The organism is Pseudomonas sp. CP-1 (genome assembly GCF_021213715.1).
Lineage (GTDB): Bacteria > Pseudomonadota > Gammaproteobacteria > Pseudomonadales > Pseudomonadaceae > Pseudomonas > Pseudomonas aeruginosa.
The window spans coordinates 319,337-345,889 of the sequence record NZ_JAJQKY010000001.1 but is presented as its reverse complement, the minus strand read 5'-3'; the positions used below and the strand labels follow the sequence as shown (position 1 = coordinate 345,889).

Sequence of the window (26,553 nt, the reverse complement as noted above, 5' to 3'; positions counted from 1 at the left end):
ATGCCTGGAAGCGAGCGGCCATCCATCGGGCCGATAGCGCTCCACCCCGTCTCGCCTGCCATTTGCAGGCCTCCCTGTTGAAATCCCATTGCGTAGTACACTGGGCGATCCTGCCGAAGAGGACACCTACATGCCCCATAGCTACAGGAAAATGGAATCGCCGGTCGGGACACTGACCCTGGTAGCCAGGGACGATGCCTTTCTGGTCGCGATTCTTTGGCAGCATGAGCGTCCCAACCGAGTACCGCTGGACGAGATGCGCCTCTCCGAGGACAGCTCCCTCCTGGCGGAAACCGAACGCCAGTTGCGGGAATATTTTTCCGGCAAACGTTCCCGGTTCGAACTCCCGCTCGACTTCCAAGGTACCGAATTTCAGAAAAAGGTCTGGTCCGCCCTGCTCACCATTCCATTCGGCGAGACCCGCAGCTATACGGAAATAGCCGTGCAGATCGGCAGCCCCAACGCAGTACGGGCGGTTGGAGCCGCCAACGGACGGAACCCACTGTCCATTGTTGCACCTTGCCATAGGGTGATCGGAGCCTCTGGCGGCCTCACCGGTTTCGCCGGTGGGTTGGCCGCCAAGCAGTGGTTGCTGCGTTTGGAAACCCGAGGCAGGACACCAGACCTGTTGAGCATGATCGAGGACGAGTGAGCTGCCGCTTGCCCTCGCGCCCGGTGTTCACCGGAAAAATCCTCGCCTTTTGACTTGACCCGACTGCAGCGGGGACATTTCAGATCGAGGACCGACGGCAACTGAGCGCAACTCGTTCGTACGTCAGGTCCTTGTTCCTGGGCGGCAACTGATAGTCGACGGAACAGGAGCCATCGCTCCAGCGAATGGACAGGCGCCCCTGGTCCTCGATACCGAACACCAGCAAACGGGACAGGTTGTCGACCATTCCCACGACCCGCTCTTCCTTGTCGTATGCCTGTGCACCGAAGGGAATCTTTCCTCCAGACTCCATGCTCAGGACGAACTGCACCCGCCGACCGGACTCCGCGGAGAAACGCTTGGCAACCACGGCGCCCCGGGTCGGCACGGCCATTTGCGTGCTGTCGCTGATCTCGGTATCGCTTCCAAGGGTATTGGTATCCAGGTTCACCCAGTTGTAACGATAGGGTTGCATGTAGGGGAGCACGGCATAGCCACGGCCGTCGGTGCGAACCGAAGAGTAGCCGTCGAGGCCGACGCCGCCAACCTCCGGAACCTCCACCAGGCCGAACGTTTCCCCCACCGGCTGGCCGAAGGTCACTCCCCCCGGATGCACCACTACCGAACCGCTTGCTCCCAGGTTGATCTGCTTGTTGTCGCGCCCCTGGCTGTAATTGGCGGACAACTTGGCCTTGGACGTGTCCCAACCCAGGCCGACGCTGCCGGAGTTGCCGCCGTCCTTGCTGTAGTTGGCCTGTGCGCTGTAGTTGAACGCATTGGCTTCATCCAGGTATCCGGAGATACCGGTGTTCAGACTCGAATCACCATGCTGTGAACTCACGGCATTGGCATATACCTGACTGGAGCGTGCGCTACCGCCCAAGGGGATGCTGACGGAGGCCGTGAACTGGGTATCGGAGCGCCCGAACGACCCCGTCTCCTGGGTACGGGAAACCGCCAGGCTGTAGCTCGCGCGCTTGATGCCGCTGCTGAAGCCGAACTGCACGCGACGGCTGCTGCCGGGGCGATTCCAATATGTGGTTTCGCCCGCCGTGAGATAGAGCGAACTGCGTCGGAACAGCGTCTGGTTCACCGTCAGGTCTATGCGGCTCTTCTGCCGACTGGAACTTGAGCCATAGAGGTAGCTCTCGTCGGACATGTCGTCGATATGCTGGCTGAGAGTACGGTAGCCTTCCGTGGAATAGCGATAGCCCACCACGGTAAAGCTGGTTTCGGTGGCGTTGATGGTCTTGGAATAGAGAAGCCGCAGACTCTGCCCCTGGTTGCGCCCACCCCGTCGCGTGCGGGACTGGCTATGGGTCACGTCCGCAGAAAGACCGCCCAGGGGCGTGTTGAAGCCGAGGCCCAGGTTGGTGGCATTGTACTTCTCCGCAGCCAGCAGGCCGCCAAAGCCGGTAACCCTGTCGGACAAGCCATACACAGCCGATCCCTGGAGCAGGTTGACCGACGGCTGGCCGTCATTATGGTATTCACCGGCGGCCAGGCCATAGCGCAGGTTCCCCTTGCGGGTCATGACCGGCAGGTAGGAATAGGACTGCTTGAAGGACCGCTGGCGTCCGTCCGCCTCGATGATCTTGACCTCCAGGTCGCCATTGGAGCCGCTGGGATAGATGTCGGTGATCTCGAACGCACCGGGCGGTACGTTGGTGGAATAGATCACGAAGCCATTCTGACTCACCTCGACCGTCGCATTGGTTTCAGCGATACCGCGCACCACCGGGGTATAGCTGATCTCGTTGTCGGGCAGCATGCCGATATCGGATTGCAGTTGCACGCCGCGCATACGCACGCTCTCGAAAGCATCCCCCTGAGCGGAGGTATACAACTCACCGAGGGACAAGGTCCCCTTCAGGGCACGAATGTCACGTTCCACATAGGTACGGTTGCTACTGAACTTGTTGCGCATGCCGGTACCCCCGCTCAGGGAGGAGTCGTTGCGCAGGCGCCAGCCAAACAGGTTGAAGCCATTGCGCAGGCCCAGGTAGCGGTAATCGCTGTTCTGGCCAAAATTGGTGTTGCGCGTGAAGTTGGCCTGGTAGTTGGAAAACAACGCGGTGACGCCGTCATCCCAAAGAGAGGGATCCACATAGCCACGCGAGTGCCGCTGTACATACAGCTGTGGAATGCTGACCAGCAGGGAAAGGCTGTTGACGTCGAACTCTACGGATGCACCGGGGATGAGTTCGGCGACATTCAGGGGCGTATTGTTTTCCAGGTTGGCCGGAATGAGCTTGTCCCGAGTCAGCCGGGCGATATCGACCCCAATCTCCTTGAGCAGGCCCATCCGAATGATCGGGCGAACGCTTCCGGTGTCGGGATCGGCACTGAACACGACATCTTCGCGCCGGATCATGATCTGGTTCAAATGAATGTCGACGCTGTAAGTGCCGGGCGACACCGAGTTGCCGTTCTCGAAATACTTCAGTTCAACGGGCGCCCCGCCCTCGTTGTTCAGGAACTCGGCGTTGAATTCCACCGCGGAAGTTACGGCAGGCAAAGCCAATCCCAAGGCCACGAGACAGGAAGACCTGGAATAGACGGACACCTTGAGGTCGAACCTTTTCCTAAATATGGCCACGCGAATATTCCTTGGACTAATTTCCGACAAACCGGAAAAACCCATCCATAGGGGAAGTTAAGAGCAGCTCTTCTGCCCTTCTGCTCTTCTGAGCTTCAGTCGGATAAGGAGCTGGAATGTTTATCGAGGCCGCCATAGTCATTTACGCTCTGGAACTCGATATTTCCAGAAACGCCGGGGGGAGTTCCCTTGATTTCGAATCGGCGACTCGACTTCGGCGCGACCATGTCGGCATCAACGACATAGGAGGCATTGCCAGCTTTTAATTTCACGTTGGCGAAAGAGACATGAAACGCAGTATCGTTGGAAACTTCGACAACCGACTTACCTCCCTGCCGAACAAGACGCCAGATCAACTTTCCAGGCGCTTCGGCGGAAGTTCCCGACAAGTTATCGGGGCGGTAGAAGACCTTGATACGCTGGCGCAAAGCTATCTGCAACGTATTAGCCGACGCAGATTTTTGCGGAATTTCCTGGACGTTCAGGCGGAATACGGATTCCCTGTCGCTCGGCAAGCCTTCCCCTTGAAACAGGATACGCAGGGTTTGCTGCTTGTTGCCTCCCAAACGACTTAGGGCAGGCGTGATGGCAAACGGGACCTCGCGATTATCTGCCCCATTATCAGCCTCTACCCAGGATTGAATCATCACGTCCTTGGAAGCCTGGTTCCTGACCAGGATTGCAGCCTCCTTGGCAGGCGCCTGCAGAACGACCCGGGTTCCTCCCAGTGTGATTCCCGCATTGGCAAGGGTGGAAAAAAGCAAAAGGATGCCACCCCAGATAACTCTGGAAGAAAATGGATATTTCATGACGAACTCACACCTCATGGAGCGGGGTATATACATACCCCGCCCATGTAGCAGAACTTAGTTGTATTCCAGGGTGAAGGGCAGGGAGCCGTTGGCAACACCTGCCGTAGCGGCCGCAGCGCCAGACTTTACGTAAGCAGCCCGCAGATTCAGATTGGCGCTGTAAAGGGTGATGTCTTGGCCTTCGCCATCTTTTTCAACCCTGGAATTCAAGGGTGCATCAATGGTCTCGTTCGCCGACAGGTTCAGCAGCTTGCCATCGGAACCATAGATGCCAATACCGACGCCAGTGGCAGTGGAGTCTTTACCAAGCTTCAGCAGGCTTTCGTTGTGCGAATCGATGCCGGTACCGGACATCGGGTCGAACTTCAGCTTCACGGTGGTCAGACCGGTACCGGTCTTGCCACAGTCCAGGTTCAGATTCAGGCTGGTACCACCAGCGATGCTGCCGCCCGCGGTGCCGCTCAGCGAGTCGATGCTGATCTTGCCGAGGTTTACGTCGATGGTCTGGTTGCCCGCTGCACCGCCAACGGTGGTGCCAGCACCTCCAGTGATGCTGCAAGCGGCCGCGGTGATTTCACCTTTGAAATTGATGGTGCCGTCTGCCGCCATGGCATTGCCGACGACCAGGCTGGCTACTGCGGCAGCCAGAATGCTTTTCATGGAAATGGACACGATTGAGCTTCCTTTTGACAGTGAAAGTGTTGCGATTTTTGAACTCTATAAGAGCCAGCAACATTCTCCGAAAAGCCGAATAGAACGACAACGAAGCACTTCCCAGGCAATCGTGTGAAACTTCCCCAGTGCTTGTATGAAGTTTCCTACAAGCGCCAAAAACCTCGTAGTTAAAAACCCTCCGACACCACAAGCTCGCTGCCACCAACAGCCAAAGACAATGAACGATCCGAAAGAAGCGCCATCAGCTTCGATAGCGCCTCTTATATGGAAGAATGAAAAACCAAGACAAATCAAAGCAAACCCAGCAAGTACCCAATTACCCCATTGCCCCAGCAGCAAACGCGGAGCTTATGGGTTCGAGAAATCCATGCTGGAGAATAGAGGCGATTCAGGTTATGGAGAGACCTGAACAGCTTCTGAAAGTTCTATCCAGCCCGATCTCTAGAGCCTTGCCAATTCGGTTGAGATACTGATTTCGAACGCACTTAGTTTGCCTTCCAATGAAGAGGCCAGATTGGCTATCCGCTCGGAAGACTCCGATGGGTTCTGGCAAGCCTTTTCAAGGCAGGAACAAGACTCGACCAATAGGCTGCTGCCCACCACCCTCGCAGCCCCTTTTATCCTGTGCGCAAGTTCGGCCACTCCTTGCAGGTCTGCGAGTTCAAGCAATTCCGCCAACCGAGTACGATCATCCCGACTGCTGGCCAATAAAGTTTCCAGCAACCGCCGCAATGCAGCCGGCTCGCCGCCGGTAATGGCCTCCAGCGAACGAATGTCGAAAAGACTTTCCATCGGCGATTCCGAACCAAGCGCTTTCATACAGACTCCATCGATATGCTTAAAGGAAGGTCACTGCGCATTGCGCTGTCCCGCCTGCGGGACTCCAGGCATCCGTAGAACGACAAGGCCGTACATGCCGTCCGGGCCAGTTATCCGCAAGCAGCATAAGGGAATTGCCTCCGCCTCTGCCGTCCAAACAGGGGAGCATCGCTTGTTGCGCCTCATCGAACGGCCCCAAACGGCCCTGGAAACGCTCATGGCCGGCACGGAGTCTACCTTTGCCAGCCGACCGCAGCCGGCCCGACCGCTCGTTTCGGGGAGGGAAACTCCTACGGTAAGTCTGTGCGAAGAGGCGTCATCAGTTGCGACCGCCTGAAGGTTCGAAGCGAACCTGGCAGTGGAGCCATCGCTGCGACACGCGAACCTGGGTTACGCGCATGTGTTGGAAAGCGACGGTCGCAACCAGGGTTTGATGAACCACTATTGGCGTGCACAGGCATACGAGGAAGACGCAGGGAACACCTGGTTGAAAACCAGCTCTACAGATCATCGAGCAGCGAGGGTTCTATCTATGGCACAACCATTGGACGGCTCGCACGACGCGGACCACCCGAAGGCCGAAAAAACGGAAGGAAAGGTGCCATCGGTCAGCGATCCCAGGGCGCTTGCCCATCTTCTGGAATTGATACTGTCCACCGCCCAGGCCGGTCTCGCCTTTTCCAAGGACCGCTTCGACATCGGACGCTTTCGCGCGCTCCAGCATGCCGTCGCCGAATTCATCGCCAGCGACCAGGGGGTAGCGTACGAACGGGTCGAGAACTGGATCGCCCTGGACAGCCACTACCCGACCCCGAAACTGGACGTCCGTGCGTTGATCCTCGACTCGCAACAGCGGGTCCTGCTGGTCCGAGAGGCCTCGGATGGTCGCTGGACCCTACCGGGCGGCTGGTGCGACGTAAACGAGTCGCCGGCAGATGCGGTAGTTCGCGAAACCCAGGAAGAGAGCGGACTGGAAGTCCGAGCGATACGCCTGTTGGCATTGCTGGACAAGCACAAGCATCCCCACCCTCCCCAACTGCCGCATGCGTTGAAAGCTTTCTTCTTCTGCCACGTCACCGGTGGCAGGCTTCAGCAACAAACGGACGAAACGTCGGCGGCCGAGTACTTTCCGGTGGACGCCTTGCCGCCGCTTTCCGAGCACCGGGTACTGGCCTCGCAGATCCAGACGTTATGGCAGCGAATCCGCGCAGGAACGCCAGAGGCGCTTTTCGACTAGGCTGCAGACCTCATGGAGTCATCGCGCGGCAGACGGCCTGACCCCAACGGCGTCCAGCAGGCGCACCCGGCAGATCGACCGACCAGTCGATGAGCGCTTGCCGCCCTCCCCCATCGCCGGCAGCTTGACGCCGCCAACAGCGGCGCAGCGTGCCTTCCGACCAGTAAAGCCAGCCCGTCGTTCTCGTTCGAATGCTTGCCGGAGCGCACCCGAAGCGCCAGCCGCCCGACCATCCCGAACGTGCAAGCTCCGAGCGAGTTCCCCCCGCTTCGTCCATAGCTCATCCGTGCTAGTCGACCCTCACCTTGGGATGCACCTATGATTCGTCCCTTGGATGACCCTCCGCGGTCGGGAACAAGACATTCAAGGACGAACTCATGGGCAAACCATTCCTTCACGCTCGGCGCTGGCTGCTGCCGCTCGCCTTCATCTGCACGGCAACGACTGCGGTCGCCGAAAGCACCGGCGACTACTGGATCGTCTACGGCAAGGGCGAACGCTACAACAACGAGGTATTCGTCGCCAACGCCACCGGCATCTTGCAGCAACCCAAAGGTATCCAGTCGGCGCAGATCATCCAGCTATTCGAAGACCGGTCGATGCCGACGCTGACGGCCTACGAGGTCCAGTTCAAGTGCAAGGAGCGCAGCGTCCGCTTCGACAACGCACGCGCCATGCGCCGCATCGACAACGTCATCACCAACGTGAAAACCGTCGACGGCTGGATCGACCCGGAGAAATACGATTATTGGCTGCAACGCTCGTTCGCCTTCGTCTGCGCCCCGGCCATCCGCGACAACAACCAGATGTTGCCGCTGGGCAAGATGCCCATTGCGCGCATGGTGCAGACCGTCCAGGCAATGTTCGTCGAACTGCAGGGCGTCCAGGCCAAGAAACAGACCATGCGCGATCTGGATGCGATGCTCGGCAACGAGTAGAAATGAAGGAAGGCGGCTTGCCGCCCTCCTCCGGAGCGCCACGGAGCAGGTCAGCGGCATGCCGCTCGCAGCGTCCTGCCGGCCGTAGCCAGCGCCGCGACGAATAGCCAGAATGTGTCTCTATGCGAGGAGCGCGCGGAGCTGCGCGGGGACTTCCATGACTTCGCGGGTATCCGGGGAGACACAGACCTGCGTCAGACTCGCAGTGAACGCCACCACGTCCGGCGAAAGACGTCCTTCGACTGAAAACGAGAAAGAATGCGTCCCCACGTTCGACACACCCACTCGCAGCGTGAGTTCGTCGTCCCAGGTGACCGGATGCAGGAATTCCAGGGAGAACGCTCTCGCCGGGGGAAGAATCCTGAAACCCAGGAGGGTTCTGAGCCCCGGGCCTCCCAGCCAGACCCCGAGCGCCTCCTGCACCGCTTCCAGCACGAAGTATGAAAAACGTGGCGTATAGACGATCCCTTCGGGATCACAGTCGCCAAACAGTACCGTTCTTTTTATGAAAACCGGGGTCGGCATCGCGTCACTAATCCAGTCGCGAGGAAAGGAGCTTCACTCTATGAAAGTCAAGGCCCACTGACAAATCCTCGGATAGCCATGCACCTGTTCACCAGGCTGCATGGAAGCAGACTGGCAGGCACACGACTGTGGTTGCCAGTGCCGATATAACTGGCGAAAGCACGAAACCAGCCGCTCGTTCTGGCGCGCTGTGGATCGGATATCCGGACTCCAGAAACAGAAAAGCCCACCTCGAGGGCCTCGGCTCGTTGAACCAGGATGGGGCTCGGTAGAAATGGTGTTGGCACGACAACTCATTGCAGCATGAACAGATAGGCCACCTTCGGGTGGCCCATCTATTAGAGAAATTACCAACTGCGGATTTTATTGGCAGTATCGCTCCTTCCCCTTGCGTTCAAACGAACACTAACGCGCTGGTTTGTATCTGAGCTGGAACCAACTCACCCGTGGGCTCTAGCAATGGCACTAATCGTGAATGTCCTTCCCGCAGCCTATCGTGCAAGCGGTTCAGTGCATCCACATCGTCAACGCCATCACGTGCCTCAGCCCAGAGCACAAGTCTACCGGCATCGTCCGCCGCAAGTTTCACCGGTGCCAAGGATGAGAATGGAGAGTTCACTTGTAACAATTGCAAGATCACACCCAGCGGTAACCCTGAAGGCACAAGTCCCAACTCGACGACGAAAAGCCAACCGCCCTCGAGGCGCTCCATAACCAGTTCCGGTCCCTCTGCCGGTTGCAGCCGCAACGTGGCATCGTTGCTCGAGGGAAGTCTCAAGCCCCACTGTGCCAGCCATGTATCAATCATGTGAACTCCTTATTCCGCCAAGCCTTAGCCATCTCAACGGTAGTCGAACTCAAGGGTTTGCCGAAACACAGGAAGCCTCGTGCCGAGTAGTTGTCGACGATATCGTTCAGCGCTTGATTGATTTCCGCCGGACTGGTGGCATGCCGTAGCTGCTCCTCCGCCCGACGTAACAGAGCTACGTTGGAATCCGGCTGGCCAGGGCGATACAGAGAGGGGAAGATAACTTCCTTACGAATGTTCTCGGCAATAACCGCCACTTTGCGGCGCTGCGCCTCTGCTAACGCAGCGGCGAGCACCGGCGACTGCACCGTCTGCCCGCGCATGGCATCGAGTAACTGCTGATGATCAACGTTATCAGCATGGTTCAACTCAGCTGCCAACCATGCTAGGCGTTCCGGAGTATCTGCCAGCGCATCGAGTCGCTGAAGAGCGGAGCGCATAGCCTCGTCCAACTTGAGCCTACCCGCCAAGCCATTGGCGCTAACGATAGCGACAGTCAGCTCGGTGAACGCATCCCGCGCCTTCTGGCGAAAAGCCACCGCCCCGTCTGTGATCTCCGGGTTCTGTTGAGCAACACTGGTGAGCATACTGTCATCAAGTGCCAGCAGCGCCTCGTCGAGAGAAGCGAAGGTATGACGCTCTGAAGCCTGAAGACGTTTCTCCAGATGTTCACCGACTCGCTCCTGGAGGCGCTCCTGAAGATGCGCCTTGATCTCGTCCGGCATGGTGAAGTTCAAGGTGCCACCGAGCATGCCACTGAAATCACCGCGCTCGCTCTTCAACGGCACCACAACGGTTTGCTCGCGCAATTCCTCCAGGCCCTCGAGCTGCAGCATTTCGCGCGCCTGCAGGGCAGGCACCCCGACGACCCAGCCCTTGAGCGCGCCGCCCCTAGTACCTCGGTCGGGCGCTACCTCCCCAGCTTCGCCCTCGAACTCAAGGATCAGGTTGTCGTTGCGCCGCAGTGGCCCGCTGTCAAAATTCTTGTCGATCATCTCAGGGACCGGCACGTTAATCATCACCCCGCCATCCTGGAATTCTGTCCACTCTACGCCGGCCTGGTACGGCTGATCACTCAAGCTGACCTTCTGGAACACTCCTGGGAAGGAACCGGAGATATGTGCCGCCTGGGCGACCTCCAGATCCGGTGTGTGGCTGGCATTGAACACCACTAATTGCGGACGCCCCTCGAACATGGCCGTACCTGTGATGTTCAGCGTCTTAATCTGGGGAATGTAAGCACTCAACCGATCTAGATCGCCAAAGGTGACTCCGGAGCCGGACTGCAATCTGCTGGCGATGGCGGCAACGGTCGGCTGGCGTGCAACCTCTGGATGCGTAGCGATCTGTCCGAGCACGGCCTTGCGTGTCTCGTCGCGCAATAGGCGTTCTAGGGGCTCAGCCCGCGAATCTATGCGTGGGAGTACATTGAGCAGCAACTCAGAGAAGCCGCCGATCTTGTTGCCCAAGCCCTTTTTCAGCGATGCGCCGATCTCGCTGCTAATGTGTTGGAACAGCTTCAGCTTCTTGTTCGAGCTGTCGAGCAGCGAAATAAGATCCATCTTGTCGGAAAGGGTCTTGAACGCCGCCGGGCTCATACCTGAGGCCAAAAGGGCGGCGGTGATGCCGCCAGCGGACGAACCGGACATGCTGCGGATGCCATCGAGCATGCCTTTCTCTTCTAGCGCCAGCATTGCTCCCGGGTATGCCGCACCTTTGGCACCACCGCCGCTTAGGACCAGACTGGTCAATGGTGGCCGACTGAGCTGTAGCTCGGTGACTCCGTTCTCAAACTGGCGCAGAGTGATCTGCCGCGGCCCTGCCGAGTCAGTCAGAGTACGGGACTCCCCTTGCCCTTGGGGACTGCTGAAACGCACGTCGCTAACGCTTTCCGGCAACTTCCCGGAAAGTATTCCCGGCGTGCTCTTTAGGGCAACCCCGAGACCTTGCCCTGAAGGTTCCTGACGCAAGCTGGCGGACTTATGCGCTGCCTGCGACGGGGTTTCGACAGGCTCCTGATTCAGCGAGGAGGCAGTAGCCCCCAACGATTGGATATGCATGTTCGCTCCTTGAAATACCGAGGGTTCGGAGCAAATATTAGGAAAACCGGCCATAAGGTTTTGCCAGTTTCGGACGTTTTTTTATCAGTTCGGACTGGCCTGCCCCCAGTTTTAGTACCGCTGCCTAGTTAGTAGGCTATGGGGTTGATATCAACTTTTCCCGCTTCAGCTGCTGCTGGTTGGTTCGCCACTTCGCAGCAAGCTCTGCCGGGGAGAGATTGCCAATGGCGCTGTGTGGTCGGTGCTCGTTGTAATCCCGCCAAGCCGCGATACGGATTCTGGCTTCGACCAGCGAGCAGTGCTCATTGAGGCATTCGCCCCGGAACTTGCCGTTGAATGACTCGATGAAGGCGCTCTGCGTGGGCTGGCCAGGCTGAATCAGCTTCAACTTGATGTCACGCTGACAGGCCCACTGATCAAGCGCCTTGCCGGTGAACTCGGGGCCCTGGTCGGTGCGGATCGCCTGCGGGTAGCCGCGAAACCGCGCCACCGCGATCCTCCGCTGCCTCACCATCAAGCCGGCGGCTCGGTACAGCCGGTAAATCCGCTTGTGGTTGACCTGCACGCCACAGCAGGATGTGCAGGCGGCGTTAGCCACAGCGTCGATGCTCCTGGGCCAGTTCCACCAGTTGGGCGTGCAGCTCGGTCGGTACACTGGCCTCGACCCGCTTGAGGAAGTCGAGAAGAACGCTTCTGCACTGCCGTCTCCTGCTTGGAAAACGGACTCTACTAAGTTCAGCGTGGTACTGAAGTTGGGGAGCAGGTCACGTTTGCTACGCCTGCAGAATGGTTTCAGGTCCTTAGAAACAGAAAAGCCCACCTAGATAGGTGGGCTTTTCCATATTGATATCACATCGATACGGGCTTCATATTTGGCCCATACGGCTGTTGGACAAGTAAAAGGCGTAACACCCCTTTCTATATCTATGCAACACGCCGTAGAGAAATGGTGGGTCGTGTAGGATTCGAACCTACGACCAATTGGTTAAAAGCCAACTGCTCTACCAACTGAGCTAACGACCCAACGCGAGGCGTATAATACTGATTTCTAACGTAAAAACAACACCTCTCGCGAATTTTTTTCAGAAATATGGCGTCGGGTCGGAAATACCAGCCGCCGCGAAGCCATCCGCACGCAGCCGGCAGCTATCGCATTTGCCGCACGCACGCCCCTGCTCATCGGCTTGATAACAGGACACCGTCAGGCCGTAATCCACCCCACGCGCCACGCCCGCCTGGATGATCTGCGCCTTGGACAGATACTGCAGCGGCGCCTGGATGCGGAAGCCATTGCCTTCCACGCCCGCCTTGGTTGCCAGGTTCGCCATGCGCTCGAAAGCCTCGACGAACTCAGGGCGACAATCCGGATAACCAGAGTAATCCACCGCATTCACACCGATGAAGATGTCACGGGCATCCAGGACCTCGGCCCAGCCCAGGGCGAGCGAGAGAAACACCGTATTGCGCGCGGGCACGTAAGTCACCGGTATACCTTCGCTAGGCGACTCGGGCACCGCGATGCTCTCGTCGGTCAATGCCGAGCCGCCCATGCCATTGAGGTCGAGCCCTATCACCTTGTGCTCGATCACGCCCAACTGCCGGGCCACGCGCTCGGCGGCCTGCAGCTCGGCGCGATGGCGCTGGCCGTAGTCGAAACTCATGGTGTAGCAGGCGTAGCCGTCGGCCTTGGCCATGGCGACAACGGTGGCGGAGTCGAGGCCGCCGGAGAGCAGGATGACCGCTTTCTTCTGGTTCATGATGGATTCCTCGTCTCAATGGCCCGGTTCGTCGTTCCAGAGAATCTTGTGCAGTTGCAATTGCAGGCGGACCGGCAGGTTGTCGGCCACGATCCAATCGGCCAGTTCTCGCGCGCTGACCTGATGGTGGCTCGGCGAGAACAGGACTTCACCGGCACGCTGGTCGAGGCGGTACTCGATCAGCTTGGATACCGCCCAGTCGTAGTCCTCTCGCGAACAGACGACAAACTTCACCTGATCGTTGTCGGTCAGCAACGGGATATTTTCGTATCGGTTGCGTCCGACCTCGCCAGATCCCGGCGTCTTGAGGTCGAGAACCTTGCTTACGCGCGGGTCGACCCGTGACACATCGAGGGCCCCGCTGGTTTCCAGGGAAACCTCGTAGCCGGCGTCGCAAAGCCGCTCCAGCAGAGAAATGCAATTCGGCTGGGCCAGCGGCTCCCCGCCGGTCACGCAGATGTAGCGAGGCTTGTAGGTGGCAACCCGCTCGAGAATAGCGTCCAGGCTAACGACGTCGCCGCCGCTGAAGGCATAGGCGGTATCGCAATAGTGACAGCGCAGGGGGCAGCCGGTCAGGCGCACGAAGACCGTCGGCAAGCCGGCGGTACGTGTTTCCCCCTGCAACGAGTAGAAAATCTCGGTGATGCGCAGGGTCTGTTGCATATTCAGCCACGGGCGTGACGACTGAACAGGTCGTCCGCCTCCGTTGCGGTAAATGAAGGGGCGCCACGGAACGTATCCTGTCGTGGCACTCGAAATCCCGGAAGGTCTCGCGAGGAGAGGCACGAAGATCAGCCGAGCTGAAACCATGCAGCTTCACGGGGGCGCAGATTCTAACGAAAAAACCCGCGACAGGCGCGGGTTTGTTCATCGGGAACGGGGTCAGCGAAGGTTCTTCAGGTCGCGCTGCGCCAGTTGGGCGGCCGAAGTGCCCGGGTACTGGGAAATGACCTGCTGGAGGATGCCCTTGGCCTTATCGTTGTTACCCAGGCGACGCTCGACGTCCGCCAGCTTGTACAGCGAGTCGGGCACCTTCTGGCTGCTGGGGTAGCTCTGGCTGACCCGCGCGAAAGCCTGGCCGGCACCTTGCAGGTCGCCCTTGGCCAGGTTCACCTCGCCGAGCCAGTACTGGGCGTTGCCGGAGTACTGGCTGTTCGGGTACTTGCGCAAGAAGGCATTGAACGCCTGGCTCGCCTTGTCGAAATCCTTGCTCTTTATCAGGTCGAAGGCCGCGTCGTAGTAGAGCTTCTCCTTCGCCGGGTCGCCCGGCTCGCTACTCGGCGCCGGTGCGTTGTTGCCTGCGGGAGCCGCAGGCGCCCCATTGGCGTTGATGGCGCCAGCAGGTGCGGAATTCTGTGCAGCGGGAGCGCCACCACCGGAAATCCGACGGTCGAGGTCCTGGTAGCGTTCCAGGCTTTCCTGCTTGAGCTGCTGGATCTGGTTCTGCTGTTCCTCGAGCGTGCCACGCAGGCGAGCCAACTCGTCCTGCATCTGCTGGAGCTGCATGAACAGTTCGCCCTGCACGGAGGTGGGGGTTGTCACCCCACCTCCGGCAAAGGCGCCGCCGGCACCTGCCGTGCCATACCCGGAAGGAGGAACGTTGCCGCCATTGTTGGCGGCAACGCCGTCATACACAGGAACTTCCGCCCAGGCCGCTAATGGCAGGCTGAGCGCGAGGAACGTCAGGACACGCAGGTGCTTGGGCATAACGACTTCTTACTTCTTCAGCTCGACGCGACGGTTCTGAGCCCAGGACTGCTCGTCGTGGCCGGTAGCGACCGGACGCTCTTTACCATAGGAAACCAGTTCCAGCTGGGCCGGCGAAACGCCCTGCAGCACCAGGTAGCGCTGAACGGCCTTGGCACGACGCTCGCCCAGAGCCATGTTGTACTCGCGGGTGCCGCGTTCGTCGGTGTGGCCTTCCAGCACTACGCGCTGACCGCTGCCTTTCAAGTCTTTCGCGTGTACGTCCAGAGCGCGCATGGCTTCCGGCTTCAGGTCGGAGCTGTCGTACTCGAAGTAGAAGGTGGTGATCGCACGCAGAGCGGCTTCGTCGCTCAGGCTGCCGTCAACGGCACCGCTGTTGGCGCCATAGCCTGCGTTCGGGTCGACGCCGCCATTGGCACCTTCACCGGAAGCATCGCCGCCCTTGGAGGAGCAACCCACAGCCACAGCCATGGCCAGAGCCAGCGCAGCAAATTTGCCGAATTTCAGCATTTCCATCATGTAACTCCTAATGAACCCCAGTGTATAAGTTTGTAACCGTTGGCGACCGTCAGTTCAGGTAAGGGGACCAGGAAGGCTCGCGCACATCGCCCTGAGCGGTAGGGAGAGGTATCCGTACGCGTCCGTTGATGGATACGAGCATCAGCACGCCCCGGTCCTGCTGGCGGGTGGCGTAGATTAGCATGGTGCCATTGGGCGCAACAGTGGGCGAATCGTCCAGAGTGGTGTTCGACAGCACCCGCAGATTGCCGCGCTGGAGGTCCTGGGCGGCGATCTGGAAGTTGGTGTAGCCCTGCTGGCGGTGAACCATTACCAGGGTCTTCTCGTCGGCCGAGAGTTTCGGGTTGGCGTTGTAGTTGCCGATGAAGGTTACCCGGTCCACGGCACCGCTGTTCACGTTCATCTTGTAGATCTGCGGCTTGCCGCCACGGTCCGAGGTGAAGTACAGGGTAGAGCCGTCCTTGCCCCAGAAGGGTTCGGTATCGATCGCCAGGTTGTTGGTCAGGCGGCGCAGGGCGCGGCTGCCAAGGTCCATGACGTAGATTTCCGGGTTGCCGTCGCGCGACAGGACGAAGGCCAGGCGGTTGCCGTCAGGGGAGAATGCCGGAGCGCCATTCAGGCCCTCGAAATTGGTGATCTGCTCACGACGGCCAGTATCGACGTACTGGATGAAGATACGCGGGCGCTTCTGTTCGAAGGAGACATAGGCGATACGGCGGCCATCGGGCGAGAAGCGCGGCGACACGATGGGCTCGCGCGACTGCAGCAGGGTCACCGGGCGGGCGCCGTCGTAGTCGGAGCGCTGCAAGGTGTAGCGGGTGTTGTCGACCGAGAAACGCTCGGCGGTGACATAGAGCATCTTGGTGGAGAACGCGCCCTTGATACCGGTGAGCTTCTCGAACGACTGGTCGGCGATGTAGTGCGACATGTCGCGGAGCTGATCGGTGCTGCCGGTCACGCTGCCGGTCAGGACCTGCTGCTCGGTGCCGACATCGAACAATGCGTACTGCACCTGCAGGCGCCCGCCGGCAGGCACGATGTTGCCGACCATCACGTAGTTGACGCCAACTGCCTTCCAGTCACGGAAGATCACTTCGCTGGCCTGCGCCGGCTGGCTGATCATGTTCTGCCGGGGCAGCGGCTCGAAGTAGCCGGAGTTGCGCAGGTCGTTGCCGATGATATTGGACATGTCTTCCGGCAACACGTTGCCCCCCTGGAAGCCGAACGGCACCACGGCGATGGGAATGGCACGGTCGTTACCGCTGGAGATCACCAGCGGGTCGGCAGCCTGCGCAGCACCTGCCACCAGGGCCAGGGCGAACAGCGCAATGCGAATCAGGGTACTCACAGACTCAAATCCTCCGGTTTAAAGATGATGCGGCGCTGACGATACAGGCTGTCGAAGGTAGCCCGCGGCAATTGCTGCATCTCGGGAATACGGCCGACGTTGCGCACCGCCGCCACCGCCGAACTGTCGAAAGGCTTGTCGCCACTCGAACGGCTGACGCTGGCATTGGTGATGGTACCGTCCGGCAGCATTTCGATCAGTACTTCTACGCTCATTCCATTACGCGCCGATGGAGGACGCCGCCACTGCTGGCTCACCAGGTTGACGATCAGGTCGTCGAGACTGCCGGTGACCTCGCTGCCCACCTCGTCGGCCAGGGCCTGCTGGCGCTCGGTCGTATCCGAAAGCAACTCGGCCAACGCCTGCGCCTTCTTGTCCTCGGCAGCCTTGCGGGCTGCCGCGGCAGCGGCGGCGGCCTTTTTCTTGGCGGCCTCGACGGCGGCTTTCTTCTTCGCCGCTTCCGCAGCAGCCTTCTTCTTGGCCTCCTCGGCCGCTTTCTTCTTCGCGTCCTCGGCTGCCTTTTTCTTGGCGTCGTCAGCGGCCTTTTTCTTGGCCTCGTCCTCGGCGCGCTTCTTGGCTATGTCAGCCTGCTTCTTCTGTTCGGCGGCCTTGGCCTCGGCAGCTTTCTTGGCTTCATCGGCCTTCTTCGCCTCGGCGGCTTTCTGGGCCTCGGCCTTTCGAGCCTCGTCAGCCTTCTTTTGTTCCGCCGCTTTCGCAGCAGCGACCTGCTGCTGTTCCAGCTTTTGTTGCTCGAGTTTCTGCTGCTCGAGCTTCTTCTGTTCGAGCTGCTCGACTTCGTATTGCTTGGAGGCGGTCTTCTTCGCCTCGCCAGCGATCTTCTGGTTGGTCTGGGTCGTCGCCTGGCTCTTCGACTTGAGCTGGTAGAGCGTGGCCTGCACGATCGGCTTGGAGGGAGGAAGCTCCGGAGCAAACGCCCAGCTGACGAACAGCATGGCGAAGATCAGAACGTGCAGGACCACCGCCAGGACGACGGGCCAGAAATAACTCTCGGAAGGCGAGCGCTCGAACTGTTGCTTCAAGATCAGGGGGCCTCGGTAATCAACCCGACGTTGGGCACACCGGCCTGCTGCAAGGCACCCATGGCGCCAACCACCGCACCATAGTTCACCGCCTTGTCGCCGCGGATGAATACCTGGGTGTCCGGACGGGCACTCATGATCTTGGTGACTGCATCGGTCATCTGTTCCAACGACACGGCACTATCGGTCTGTTTTTCAGTATCCACTTCGCTGCCGACGTTCCAGTAATAGGAACCGTCAGCCTTCACCGAAAGGGTCAGGACCTGCTTGTTGTTGTCCTGAGGCAACGCCTCGCTGGACACCTTCGGCAGGTCGACCTTGACCCCCTGGTTGAGCATCGGTGCGGTCACCATGAAAATCACCAGCAGTACCAGCATCACGTCGATGTAAGGCACCACGTTCATTTCCGCGACCGGCTTGCGCTTGTGACGAACCCTTGCCATATCGGCTTACCTCTCAGTCGTCTTAGTCGTCGCTGGTGTGCACCTTGCGGTGCAGGATGGCCTGGAACTCGTCGGCGAAGGTGTAGTAACGACCGATCAGCATCTCAGAACGTGCGGAGAAGCGGTTGTAGGCGATGACCGCGGGGATCGCGGCGAACAGGCCGATGGCGGTGGCGATCAGCGCTTCGGCGATACCCGGGGCGACGGTGGCCAGGGTAGCCTGCTGCACGGTGGCCAGGCCACGGAAGGAATTCATGATACCCCAGACGGTACCGAACAGGCCGACGTACGGGCTGGTGGAGCCGACGGTTGCCAGGAACGGCAGGCTGGCCTCGAGTTTCTCCTCCTCACGGGAGATGGCCACACGCATGGCGCGCGCCACGCCCTCCATCACCGCATCGGGATCGACGCCGGGCTGCTGGCGCAGACGGGAAAACTCCTTGAAGCCGGCACGGAAGATCTGCTCGACGCCGGAGTCCGGGTCCGGATTGCTACCGGCCTGGCGATACAGCTTGGACAGGTCGATGCCCGACCAGAAGCGTTCTTCGAAGGCATCCAGTGCCTTCTTGGCAGCGCGCATGGCGTTGCCGCGCTGGAAAATCATGATCCAGGATGTGACCGAGGCGGCCACGAGGGTCAGCATGACCAGCTGCACCACGATACTGGCGTTGCTGATCAGGCTCCACATGGAGGTATGGTCGACGACGTTCGGTTCCACTTTAATCTCCTGCTGAAAAAGAATCCGGGCTTCCGGCAAAAGCCGCACGCAACGTTTCGGGGATAGCACGTGGCTTCAGGGTGTCCGCTCGCACGCACGCCACCAGGAACCGCCCCTCGCAGAGCAGGACGGAGTCCGACGCTCGACGAACCTGTTGACGAAACTTCAGGCTCGCCCGGTTCAACTCCTCGACCTCGGCGCTGACAAGCAGTTCATCGTCGAGCTTGGCCGGGGCGTGGTAACGCGCCTCGGCGGAGTGCACGACGAACAGCAGATTGTCGCCGACCAGTTGCGATTGGGCGAACCCCAAAGCTCGCAGCCGCTCGGTCCGAGCCCGTTCCATGAACTTGAGATAGTTGACGTAATAGACGATGCCGCCGGCATCCGTGTCCTCGTAATAGACCCGGAAACGCTGCTGGAACGGCTTTCCCCCGTGTTGCGCGCGCATACTCTAGAACCAAGTCCCGGCTTTGCCAATCGGCAATCGCCCACAAATGCAATTAATTACCATCTTCAGACGTGAATAGATCCGTCGTCACCCCCGGCCCCAACCTTTTCGGAATATTCAGGCCAAAGTGCAGGTACGCATGGCGTGTTACCACGCGTCCCCGCGGTGTCCGCATGATGTAGCCCTGCTGGATCAGATAGGGCTCCAGTACATCTTCGATCGTGTGCCGCTCCTCGCTCAACGCCGCAGCCAAGTTGTCGATTCCTACAGGCCCGCCATCGAACTTGTCGATCATGGTCAGCAACAGACGACGGTCGAGGTGGTCGAAGCCACGCTCGTCGACATCGAGCAGGTTCAATGCCTTGTCGGCGATCACCCGGGTAATGTCGCCCTGCCCCCGGACCTCGGCGAAGTCGCGTACCCGGCGCAGCAGGCGATTGGCGATTCGCGGCGTACCGCGGGCGCGCTTGGCGATTTCCGCCGCGCCCTGCGGCTCGATCTCCAGGCCGAGAATGCCGGCCGACCGACTGACGATGGTCGCCAGGTCCTCGACATTGTAGAACTCCAGGCGCTGGACGATACCGAAGCGATCGCGCAGTGGATTGGTCAGCATGCCGGCACGAGTGGTCGCGCCGACCAGGGTGAACGGCGGCAGGTCCAGCTTGATGGAGCGGGCCGCGGGCCCTTCGCCGATCATGATGTCCAACTGGAAATCTTCCATGGCCGGATACAGCACTTCTTCGACGATGGGCGAAAGACGGTGGATCTCGTCGACGAACAGGACGTCGCCGGCCTCCAGGTTGGTCAGCAACGCGGCGAGATCGCCGGGACGCTCGAGCACCGGCCCGGAAGTACTCTTGATGGAAACGCCCATTTCCTGGGCGATGATATTCGCCAGGGTCGTCTTGCCCAGCCCCGGCGGACCGAAGATCAGCGTATGGTCGAGCGCCTCCTGGCGGCCGCGCGCGGCATGGATGAACAGCTCCATCTGCTCGCGCACGCTGGGCTGGCCGATGTAGTCGGCCAGCTTCAGTGGGCGAATGGCGCGGTCCAACTGCTCATCGCGTTCGCGACCAGAAACGGCGGATATGAGGCGATCAGGCTCGATCATCGGGCGCCACCTAGACCATGCCCTTCAGGGCCTGGCGGATCATTTCTTCGCTGGACAAATCCTCTCCCGGTACGGCTGCGACGGCACGACTGGCTTCCTGTGGCTTGAAGCCGAGGGCGATCAGCGCGCTGACTGCATCGGCCTCGGCGCTTGAGACTGTAGCGCTGCCACGGGGTTCCATCACCAACGGTGCAATCGTGGGCATGTTTTCCCAAGCCTTGAAGCGGTCCTTCAACTCCACCAGCAGGCGCTCGGCGGTCTTCTTGCCAACACCGGGGATCTTCACCAGGGTGGAAGTGTCCTGTGCCTGGACGCAACGCACCAGTTCGTCCACTTCCAGGCCCGACATCAGCGCCAGAGCCAGTTTCGGACCCACGCCGTTGAGTCGGATCAGCTCACGGAACAGCTCTCGCTCGCGCTTTTCGGCGAAGCCATAGAGCAAGTGCGCATCCTCACGCACAACCAGATGGGTATGCAAGGTCACCGGCTCGCCTACCGAAGGCAACCGATAGAGGGTCGTCATCGGCACTTCCACTTCATAGCCGACGCCATTCACATCGAGGATCAGGTGCGGCGGCTGTTTCTCCGCCAGGGTGCCACGCAAGCGTCCGATCACGAAGAGCTTTCCTTATTCAAAGACGCAGGCGCCCGCCACGTCGGCGTGCGCCCACCAGGCCATGGGGGACCAGACTCTGTTGGGTATGGGCATGACACAGGGCGATGGCCAGGGCGTCGGAGGCATCGATCTGCGGTTTCTGGGTCAGCTTCAACAGATGCATGACCATCATCTGCACCTGCTGCTTGTCTGCACCGCCGGTCCCCACGACTGCCTGCTTGACCTGCGAGGCGGTGTACTCCGCCACGCTCAACCCCTCCTCCATTGCCGCGACGATGGCCGCCCCCCGCGCCTGCCCCAGCTTCAGGGCCGAATCGGCGTTGCGCGCCATGAACACCTGCTCGATGCTCAGGGCCGTCGGGCCATGGGTGCGGATCACCTCGCGGACGCTGCGAAACACCACGTGCAGACGCTCGTGCAAGGGGCCGTTACCGGTCCGTATGCATCCGGACGCCACGTATTCGCAACCGCGCGCCGTTTCCCGCACCACGCCGAAGCCGGTGATGCGCGAGCCCGGGTCAATCCCTAGAATCAAAGTCATAAGCTGGATACTAAAAGCCGGAAGCGGGGTTCGAACGCATCAAGCGTACCCCACTTCCGGCTTCGCGTTATCGCTCCGATCGGCTCAGCCGAGCTGCGCCATCACGTCGTCCGGGATATCGGCATTGGAATAGACGTTCTGCACGTCGTCCAGGTCCTCGAGCATGTCGATCAGCTTGAGCACCTTCTGCGCGGTTTCCAGGTCCAGGGTCGCGGTGGTCGAAGGGATCATGGTGACTTCGGCTTCGTCGCCCTTGAATCCGGCGGCGGCCAGCGCCTCGTTCACCGAAATGAAGTCGGCGAAGGTGGTGAACACGTCGATGGAGCCATCGTCGTTGACTACCACGTCATCGGCGCCGGCCTCCAGAGCCGCGTCCATCAGCGCCTCCTCGTCCACGCCGGGAGCGAAGCTGATCTGTCCCTTGCGCTCGAACATGTAGGCGACCGAACCATCGGTGCCCAGGTTGCCGCCACACTTGCTGAAGGCATGACGCACTTCCGCAGCTGTACGGTTGCGGTTGTCGGTCATCGCCTCGACGATAATCGCTACGCCGCTCGGCGCATAGCCTTCATAGGAAAGCTCGACCATGTTGTCGGCATCGTTGGAGCCGACGCCGCGTGCAATGGCACGATCGATGGTATCGCGAGTCATGTTGGCGGTCAGCGCCTTGTCCACGGCCAGGCGCAGACGCGGGTTGTCCGCCGGGACGCCGCCGCCCTGCCTTGCAGCGACGGTCAGCTCACGGATCAGCTTGGTGAATATCTTGCCTTTCTTGGCATCTTGCCGCTCTTTGCGGTGCTTGATGTTGGCCCATTTAGAATGACCAGCCATAACTCACTCCGTATTGCTCTCTCGGCAGGAGGCGCCGCAAGCGGCGCCACCGCGGGTTGATTCGAATCACTCGGCCTTCGGCTGCTCGCGCAGGCGAATGTGCAGCTCGCGCAGGGCCTTGCCGTCCACGGAACCCGGTGCCTGGGTCATGACGTCGCCAGCGCTCTGGGTCTTCGGGAAGGCGATCACTTCGCGGATCGACGATGCACCGGTCATCAGCATGACCAGGCGATCCAGGCCGAAGGCCAGGCCGCCATGCGGCGGCGCACCGTACTTGAGCGCGTCGAGCAGGAAGCCGAACTTCTCTTCCTGCTCCGCCTCGTCGATGCCCAGCACGCGGAACACCGCCTGCTGCATGGACTTGTCGTGGATACGGATGGAACCGCCACCCAGCTCGGTGCCGTTGAGCACCATGTCGTAGGCGCGGGAAAGCGCCGCGCCCGGATTGGCCTCAAGCTCGGCCGGGGTGCACTTAGGCGAGGTGAACGGGTGGTGCAGCGCGGACAGCGAGCCGTCGTCGTTCTCCTCGAACATCGGGAAGTCCACGACCCACATGGGCGCCCACTCCCGGGTGAGCAGCTTGAGGTCATGGCCGACCTTGATACGCAGCGCGCCCAGGGCATCGCAAACGATCTTGGCCTTGTCGGCGCCGAAGAACACGATGTCCCCGTCGACCGCGCCAACGCGATCGAGGATCACGTTCAGGTTGGCCTCGGGGATGAACTTCACGATCGGCGACTGCAGACCTTCCACGCCCTTGGCGCGCTCGTTGACCTTGATGTAGGCCAGGCCCTTGGCACCATAGATGCCGACGAACTTGGTGTAGTCGTCGATCTGGCTGCGCGGCATGGAGGCGGCGCCCGGTACGCGCAGGGCGGCGACACGCCCCTTCGGATCGTTGGCCGGACCGGAGAAGACCTTGAACTCCACTTCCTTCAACTGGTCGGCGACGTCCACCAACTCCAGCGGGATGCGCAGGTCGGGCTTGTCCGAACCGTAGCGGCGCATGGCCTCTTCGAACGGCATGTGCGGGAACTCGTCGAACTCGACGTCCAGCACTTCCTTGAACAGCTGGCGCACCATCTTCTCGGTGATGCCGATGATGTCGCTCTCGTCGAGGAAGCTGGTCTCGATGTCGATCTGGGTGAATTCCGGCTGGCGGTCGGCACGCAGGTCCTCGTCACGGAAGCACTTGGCGATCTGGTAGTAGCGATCGAAGCCGGCGACCATCAGCAGTTGCTTGAACAGCTGCGGCGACTGCGGCAGGGCGAAGAAGTGTCCCGGGTAGGTACGGCTCGGCACCAGGTAGTCGCGCGCGCCTTCCGGCGTCGGCCGGCCGAGGATCGGGGTCTCGACGTCGAGGAAGCCGTTGTCGTCCAGGTAGCGGCGAATGCTGCTGGTGATGCGCGCGCGCAGCTTCAGCTTGGCAGCCATCTCCGGACGACGCAGGTCGATGAAGCGGTAGCGCAGGCGGGTTTCCTCGCCCACATCGGAATATTCATCCAACGGGAACGGCGGAGTCTCGGCCTGGTTCAGCACTTCCAGTTCGTAGCCCAGTACCTCGATGGAGCCAGACGCCATGTTCGGGTTGCGCGCGCCTTCAGGGCGCAGGCGCACCTTGCCGGTGATCTTCACCACGAACTCGCTGCGCACCCGGTCGGCCTTGGCGAAGGTTTCCGCACGGTCCGGATCGAACACCACCTGGGCCAGCCCCTCGCGATCGCGCACATCGAGGAAGATCACTCCACCATGGTCGCGGCGGCGGTGAACCCAACCGCAAAGGGTGACTTCCTGGCCGTCCAGGCTCTCGTTCAGTTGGCCGCAATAGTGGCTGCGCATCATGGTGTGGTTCGCTTCTCGTAAGTCTTGGATTCTGTGGAGCCGCCGGCTGCCTGGCGACCATTGCCGGGCTCTCGCCGGCCCTGACCGAGCACCGGAACCATCGGTACGCCCCCGGAAGGACATCTCCCGCGCTGCCCGGTGAACGGCAACGGCGAAGCACCCGCATCCGGGCCCACTTCGCATTGAAGGCGGGGATTATAGCCTGAAAAATCCATGGCTTGCAGCCAGCCCCGCCGGCCTGTCACGCGGGAAGCCAGGCCGTTGAACGGAAGCATTTCGCCGCACCCTGCGAACCATTCGCTTGACCGGGCAGTCGGAATAGATTCTCCCTATCGCCGCCTTTGACATAGACCAAGAGCGCTGGGAAAAACCCTGTGTTAGCCTCACTCCAACTGTTTCGGAGTGCCCCATTCACAAGGCCGACTGAAAGGAGAACGCCATGGAAATCAATATCGGAATCGGCGAACAGGATCGCGCAGCCATTGCCGAGGGCCTGTCGCGGCTACTGGCCGACACCTACACCCTCTACCTGAAAACCCACAACTTCCACTGGAACGTCACCGGCCCGATGTTCAATACGCTGCACCTGATGTTCGAAGGTCAGTACACCGAACTGGCCGTTGCCGTGGACGACATCGCCGAGCGCATCCGGGCCCTGGGCTTCCCGGCGCCCGGCACCTACGCCGCCTACGCCCGCCTGTCGTCCATCAAGGAAGAGGAAGGCGTGCCGGAAGCCGAGGAGATGATCCGGCAACTGGTCCAGGGCCAGGAAGCCGTGGTGCGCACCGCCCGCAGCATCTTCCCGCTGCTGGACAAGGTCAGCGACGAACCCACCGCCGACCTGCTCACCCAACGCATGCAGGTACATGAAAAGACCGCCTGGATGTTGCGCAGCCTTCTCGCCAGCTGATCGTCGATCGCTCGATAGAAAGCGGGGCCCGCCTCAGGGCCCCGCCCTCCCCTCCGGCGCCAACCGCTTGATTTGAGTAGCCTCCTGCTTTCCTGTTAAATAGCCGCCGTGCGTCACACGCATAGGCCGGCCGTCCTTCCGCACCTTTCGTTTCATGCACCGAAGCGCTGTCCGGCTACTTGATCGTTACCCCATCAAGGTGAACTCATTGACATGTTGAAAATCGTCCTTCTGGTCACGGGCGTCGCCGCCCTATTGCTGTCCTTCATTCCCAGCCTAAGAACCGAAGCCACACCCTTCCTGCAACATCCCGATGCCATCTACCTGGCCATTCTGGGCCTGATCAACCTGCTCTTCGCTCCCGTACTGCAATCGTCACATCCAACCCGCCCGCTGCAGGCCGGCGCAGCCGCCCTGCTGGTCCTGGGCGTCGTCCTGCAGGCACTGATCCTGCTGGCGCCGCTGCCGACCATCGCCGACCAGCCGGCGATCATCCTGCCCCTGCTAAGCCTGGTGCTGGCCACGGCCCTGCAACTGGCGGGCAGCCTGAAGCCCGGCAAACCGGTCTCGCGCAGCGCCAGCGCCCCGACGGCCCTCGGCGGCAGCCAGGACAGCGGCAACCGGGAGACCGGTACCGTGAAGTGGTTCAACACCTCAAAAGGTTTCGGCTTCATTTCCCGCGATTCGGGCGAGGACATCTTCGTCCACTTCCGAGCGATTCGCGGCGAAGGCCACCGCATCCTCATCGAAGGCCAGCGCGTGGAGTTCTCGGTGGTACAACGGGACAAGGGCCTGCAGGCGGAAGACGTAATCGCCTCCCGCCGCTGACCGCCGCGAAAAACAGAAAACCCGCCGAACGGCGGGTTTTTTGTGCATTCAATAATGGGGAGGAGGCGCTTCGTCTTCCCCCGCCTCGCCCACCAGCCCCTGGACGTCTTCCAGACGCTTGATCAATGCCGCGACCTGAAGCTGCAGTCGCTCAATGCTGCGCTGCTGCTCGACCACCACATCGTTGAGAGCCTGCAAAGTGTCATCCTGGAAAGCCTGGCGGCATTCCAGATCATCCATGCGCGCGTCCAGCTCCATCTAGGCCTCCCCGGCAAAACGGAAGCCGTCGGTCAGCACCATCCGCAACTTGCCGCGGATCGCCTCGACCTGCTCGGAAGAATAAGGCTGAGCCGGATGGCGCCCCCAGACAGGGCCGGGCCAGGCGTCGTCGCCACGTCGCCGGACGATCACGTGCATGTGGAGCTGGCCGACCACATTGCCCAGGTTAGCGACATTCATCTTGTCCGCACGGAAGGTGTCCTTGAGCACCTCTGCCAGCAGCGTGGCCTCGCGCCACAGCGCCTGCTGGTCATCGACATCGAGCTGGAACAGCTCGGTGACATCCTCCCGCCTCGGCACCAGGATGAACCACGGATAGCGGGCATCGTTCATCAGCAGCAGGCGGCTGAGGGGAAAGTCGCCGAGCAACAGGGTGTCCTGCTCCAGCCGGGGATCCAAAGCGAACATACTGACCTCTCCTGTTCGACCGTCATTCATGGACAGCTTAGCCCCTCCTTCCGAGAAGGGACCCGCCGTAACTGCCGCGCAG

The 26,553-nt window shown here is 60.6% G+C and carries 28 protein-coding genes, 1 tRNA gene and 1 pseudogene; 5 read left to right on the top strand and 25 right to left on the bottom strand.

Going from position 1 to position 26,553, the window contains the following annotated elements; all coding sequences use genetic code 11:
* The first annotated feature begins 130 nt into the window (after nt 1-130).
* Complete coding sequence (locus LT948_RS01665; RefSeq protein WP_003086236.1) at nt 131-652, top strand: methylated-DNA--[protein]-cysteine S-methyltransferase; 522 nt, start codon at nt 131-133, stop codon at nt 650-652.
* A gap of 79 nt (nt 653-731) precedes the next feature.
* Here the strand turns inward: LT948_RS01665 and LT948_RS01660 are convergent, their stop codons facing one another.
* The 4 genes from LT948_RS01660 to LT948_RS01645 form a co-directional block, all read right to left on the bottom strand.
* Nucleotides 732-3,251, bottom strand: coding sequence for a fimbria/pilus outer membrane usher protein (locus tag LT948_RS01660; RefSeq protein ID WP_003134047.1), 2,520 nt, complete (start codon nt 3,249-3,251; stop codon nt 732-734).
* A gap of 95 nt (nt 3,252-3,346) precedes the next feature.
* Nucleotides 3,347-4,060: a fimbrial biogenesis chaperone gene (locus LT948_RS01655; RefSeq protein ID WP_003134048.1), complete on the bottom strand. Its 714-nt coding sequence runs from the start codon at nt 4,058-4,060 to the stop codon at nt 3,347-3,349.
* A 57-nt stretch (nt 4,061-4,117) separates the two neighbouring features.
* Nucleotides 4,118-4,735: a fimbrial protein gene (locus tag LT948_RS01650; RefSeq protein WP_003086231.1), complete on the bottom strand. Its 618-nt coding sequence runs from the start codon at nt 4,733-4,735 to the stop codon at nt 4,118-4,120.
* 444 nt (nt 4,736-5,179) lie between these two features.
* The gene (locus LT948_RS01645; protein WP_003134050.1) at nt 5,180-5,557 is read right to left on the bottom strand and encodes an Hpt domain-containing protein; all 378 of its coding nucleotides are present in this window, start codon (nt 5,555-5,557) and stop codon (nt 5,180-5,182) included.
* Between the two features lie 598 nt (nt 5,558-6,155).
* On the opposite strand from LT948_RS01645, the gene LT948_RS01640 reads away from it, so the two are divergent.
* Together LT948_RS01640 and LT948_RS01635 are read left to right on the top strand one after the other, a co-directional pair.
* Nucleotides 6,156-6,794 carry an NUDIX hydrolase gene (locus LT948_RS01640; RefSeq protein WP_003086228.1) on the top strand — a complete coding sequence of 213 codons (639 nt, stop codon included), beginning with the start codon at nt 6,156-6,158 and terminating at the stop codon, nt 6,792-6,794.
* Nucleotides 6,795-7,171: 377 nt separating this feature from the next.
* On the top strand, nt 7,172-7,732 hold the full coding sequence (locus LT948_RS01635) for a hypothetical protein (protein WP_003086226.1): 561 nt from the start codon (nt 7,172-7,174) through the stop codon (nt 7,730-7,732).
* 120 nt (nt 7,733-7,852) lie between these two features.
* Here the strand turns inward: LT948_RS01635 and LT948_RS01630 are convergent, their stop codons facing one another.
* From LT948_RS01630 to aspS, 19 genes and pseudogenes are all read right to left on the bottom strand, one after another.
* A complete protein-coding gene (locus LT948_RS01630) occupies nt 7,853-8,257 on the bottom strand; it encodes an acyl-CoA thioesterase (protein ID WP_003108604.1) in 405 nt (134 codons plus the stop codon).
* 394 nt (nt 8,258-8,651) lie between these two features.
* Nucleotides 8,652-9,065, bottom strand: coding sequence for a CesT family type III secretion system chaperone SpcU (spcU, locus tag LT948_RS01625; RefSeq protein WP_003134054.1), 414 nt, complete (start codon nt 9,063-9,065; stop codon nt 8,652-8,654).
* On the bottom strand, nt 9,062-11,125 hold the full coding sequence (gene exoU / locus LT948_RS01620) for a type III secretion system effector cytotoxin ExoU (RefSeq protein WP_218816334.1): 2,064 nt from the start codon (nt 11,123-11,125) through the stop codon (nt 9,062-9,064). The genes spcU and exoU overlap by 4 nt, the downstream gene beginning before the upstream one ends.
* A gap of 136 nt (nt 11,126-11,261) precedes the next feature.
* Nucleotides 11,262-11,838, bottom strand: a pseudogene (locus LT948_RS01615) (integrase core domain-containing protein); the annotation flags it as partial.
* 234 nt (nt 11,839-12,072) lie between these two features.
* Nucleotides 12,073-12,148: transfer RNA gene (locus LT948_RS01610), tRNA-Lys, on the bottom strand.
* A 59-nt stretch (nt 12,149-12,207) separates the two neighbouring features.
* Nucleotides 12,208-12,882 (bottom strand): 7-cyano-7-deazaguanine synthase QueC, encoded by a 675-nt coding sequence (queC, locus tag LT948_RS01605; protein ID WP_003111415.1) that lies wholly within the window; start codon nt 12,880-12,882, stop codon nt 12,208-12,210.
* Between the two features lie 15 nt (nt 12,883-12,897).
* On the bottom strand, nt 12,898-13,545 hold the full coding sequence (queE, locus tag LT948_RS01600) for a 7-carboxy-7-deazaguanine synthase QueE (protein ID WP_003111416.1): 648 nt from the start codon (nt 13,543-13,545) through the stop codon (nt 12,898-12,900).
* Between the two features lie 219 nt (nt 13,546-13,764).
* Nucleotides 13,765-14,589: a tol-pal system protein YbgF gene (gene ybgF / locus LT948_RS01595; protein ID WP_003120698.1), complete on the bottom strand. Its 825-nt coding sequence runs from the start codon at nt 14,587-14,589 to the stop codon at nt 13,765-13,767.
* 9 nt (nt 14,590-14,598) lie between these two features.
* Nucleotides 14,599-15,105 carry a peptidoglycan-associated lipoprotein Pal gene (pal, locus tag LT948_RS01590; RefSeq protein WP_003111417.1) on the bottom strand — a complete coding sequence of 169 codons (507 nt, stop codon included), beginning with the start codon at nt 15,103-15,105 and terminating at the stop codon, nt 14,599-14,601.
* A gap of 52 nt (nt 15,106-15,157) precedes the next feature.
* Entirely contained in the window at nt 15,158-16,456 is a 1,299-nt protein-coding gene (gene tolB, locus LT948_RS01585; protein ID WP_003086128.1) for a Tol-Pal system beta propeller repeat protein TolB, read from the bottom strand.
* A complete protein-coding gene (gene tolA / locus LT948_RS01580) occupies nt 16,453-17,496 on the bottom strand; it encodes a cell envelope integrity protein TolA (RefSeq protein ID WP_003086127.1) in 1,044 nt (347 codons plus the stop codon). The genes tolB and tolA overlap by 4 nt, the downstream gene beginning before the upstream one ends.
* Before the next feature lie 2 nt (nt 17,497-17,498).
* On the bottom strand, nt 17,499-17,939 hold the full coding sequence (gene tolR, locus LT948_RS01575) for a protein TolR (RefSeq protein WP_003086126.1): 441 nt from the start codon (nt 17,937-17,939) through the stop codon (nt 17,499-17,501).
* 22 nt (nt 17,940-17,961) lie between these two features.
* On the bottom strand, nt 17,962-18,657 hold the full coding sequence (gene tolQ / locus LT948_RS01570; protein WP_003086125.1) for a protein TolQ: 696 nt from the start codon (nt 18,655-18,657) through the stop codon (nt 17,962-17,964).
* A 1-nt stretch (nt 18,658) separates the two neighbouring features.
* A complete protein-coding gene (gene ybgC, locus LT948_RS01565; protein ID WP_003086124.1) occupies nt 18,659-19,105 on the bottom strand; it encodes a tol-pal system-associated acyl-CoA thioesterase in 447 nt (148 codons plus the stop codon).
* 52 nt (nt 19,106-19,157) lie between these two features.
* Nucleotides 19,158-20,216 carry a Holliday junction branch migration DNA helicase RuvB gene (gene ruvB, locus LT948_RS01560; RefSeq protein ID WP_003086123.1) on the bottom strand — a complete coding sequence of 353 codons (1,059 nt, stop codon included), beginning with the start codon at nt 20,214-20,216 and terminating at the stop codon, nt 19,158-19,160.
* Nucleotides 20,217-20,226: 10 nt separating this feature from the next.
* Entirely contained in the window at nt 20,227-20,832 is a 606-nt protein-coding gene (ruvA, locus tag LT948_RS01555) for a Holliday junction branch migration protein RuvA (RefSeq protein ID WP_009315344.1), read from the bottom strand.
* Between the two features lie 16 nt (nt 20,833-20,848).
* Nucleotides 20,849-21,373, bottom strand: a complete 525-nt coding sequence (ruvC, locus tag LT948_RS01550; protein ID WP_003112575.1) for a crossover junction endodeoxyribonuclease RuvC — start codon at nt 21,371-21,373, stop codon at nt 20,849-20,851.
* 84 nt (nt 21,374-21,457) lie between these two features.
* Nucleotides 21,458-22,204 carry a YebC/PmpR family DNA-binding transcriptional regulator gene (locus LT948_RS01545; RefSeq protein WP_003086107.1) on the bottom strand — a complete coding sequence of 249 codons (747 nt, stop codon included), beginning with the start codon at nt 22,202-22,204 and terminating at the stop codon, nt 21,458-21,460.
* A 66-nt stretch (nt 22,205-22,270) separates the two neighbouring features.
* Nucleotides 22,271-24,046, bottom strand: a complete 1,776-nt coding sequence (gene aspS, locus LT948_RS01540; RefSeq protein ID WP_003123218.1) for an aspartate--tRNA ligase — start codon at nt 24,044-24,046, stop codon at nt 22,271-22,273.
* Nucleotides 24,047-24,485: 439 nt separating this feature from the next.
* On the opposite strand from aspS, the gene LT948_RS01535 reads away from it, so the two are divergent.
* Together LT948_RS01535 and LT948_RS33130 are read left to right on the top strand one after the other, a co-directional pair.
* Nucleotides 24,486-24,956, top strand: coding sequence for a Dps family protein (locus tag LT948_RS01535; protein WP_003086103.1), 471 nt, complete (start codon nt 24,486-24,488; stop codon nt 24,954-24,956).
* 213 nt (nt 24,957-25,169) lie between these two features.
* Nucleotides 25,170-25,784 (top strand): cold-shock protein, encoded by a 615-nt coding sequence (locus LT948_RS33130; protein WP_023096000.1) that lies wholly within the window; start codon nt 25,170-25,172, stop codon nt 25,782-25,784.
* A gap of 48 nt (nt 25,785-25,832) precedes the next feature.
* On the opposite strand, the gene LT948_RS01525 is transcribed toward LT948_RS33130, so the two are convergent.
* Both LT948_RS01525 and LT948_RS01520 read right to left on the bottom strand, forming a co-directional pair.
* Nucleotides 25,833-26,042 carry a SlyX family protein gene (locus LT948_RS01525; RefSeq protein ID WP_003086099.1) on the bottom strand — a complete coding sequence of 70 codons (210 nt, stop codon included), beginning with the start codon at nt 26,040-26,042 and terminating at the stop codon, nt 25,833-25,835.
* Nucleotides 26,043-26,471, bottom strand: coding sequence for an HIT family protein (locus tag LT948_RS01520; RefSeq protein WP_033995144.1), 429 nt, complete (start codon nt 26,469-26,471; stop codon nt 26,043-26,045).
* Nucleotides 26,472-26,553: the final 82 nt, after the last annotated feature.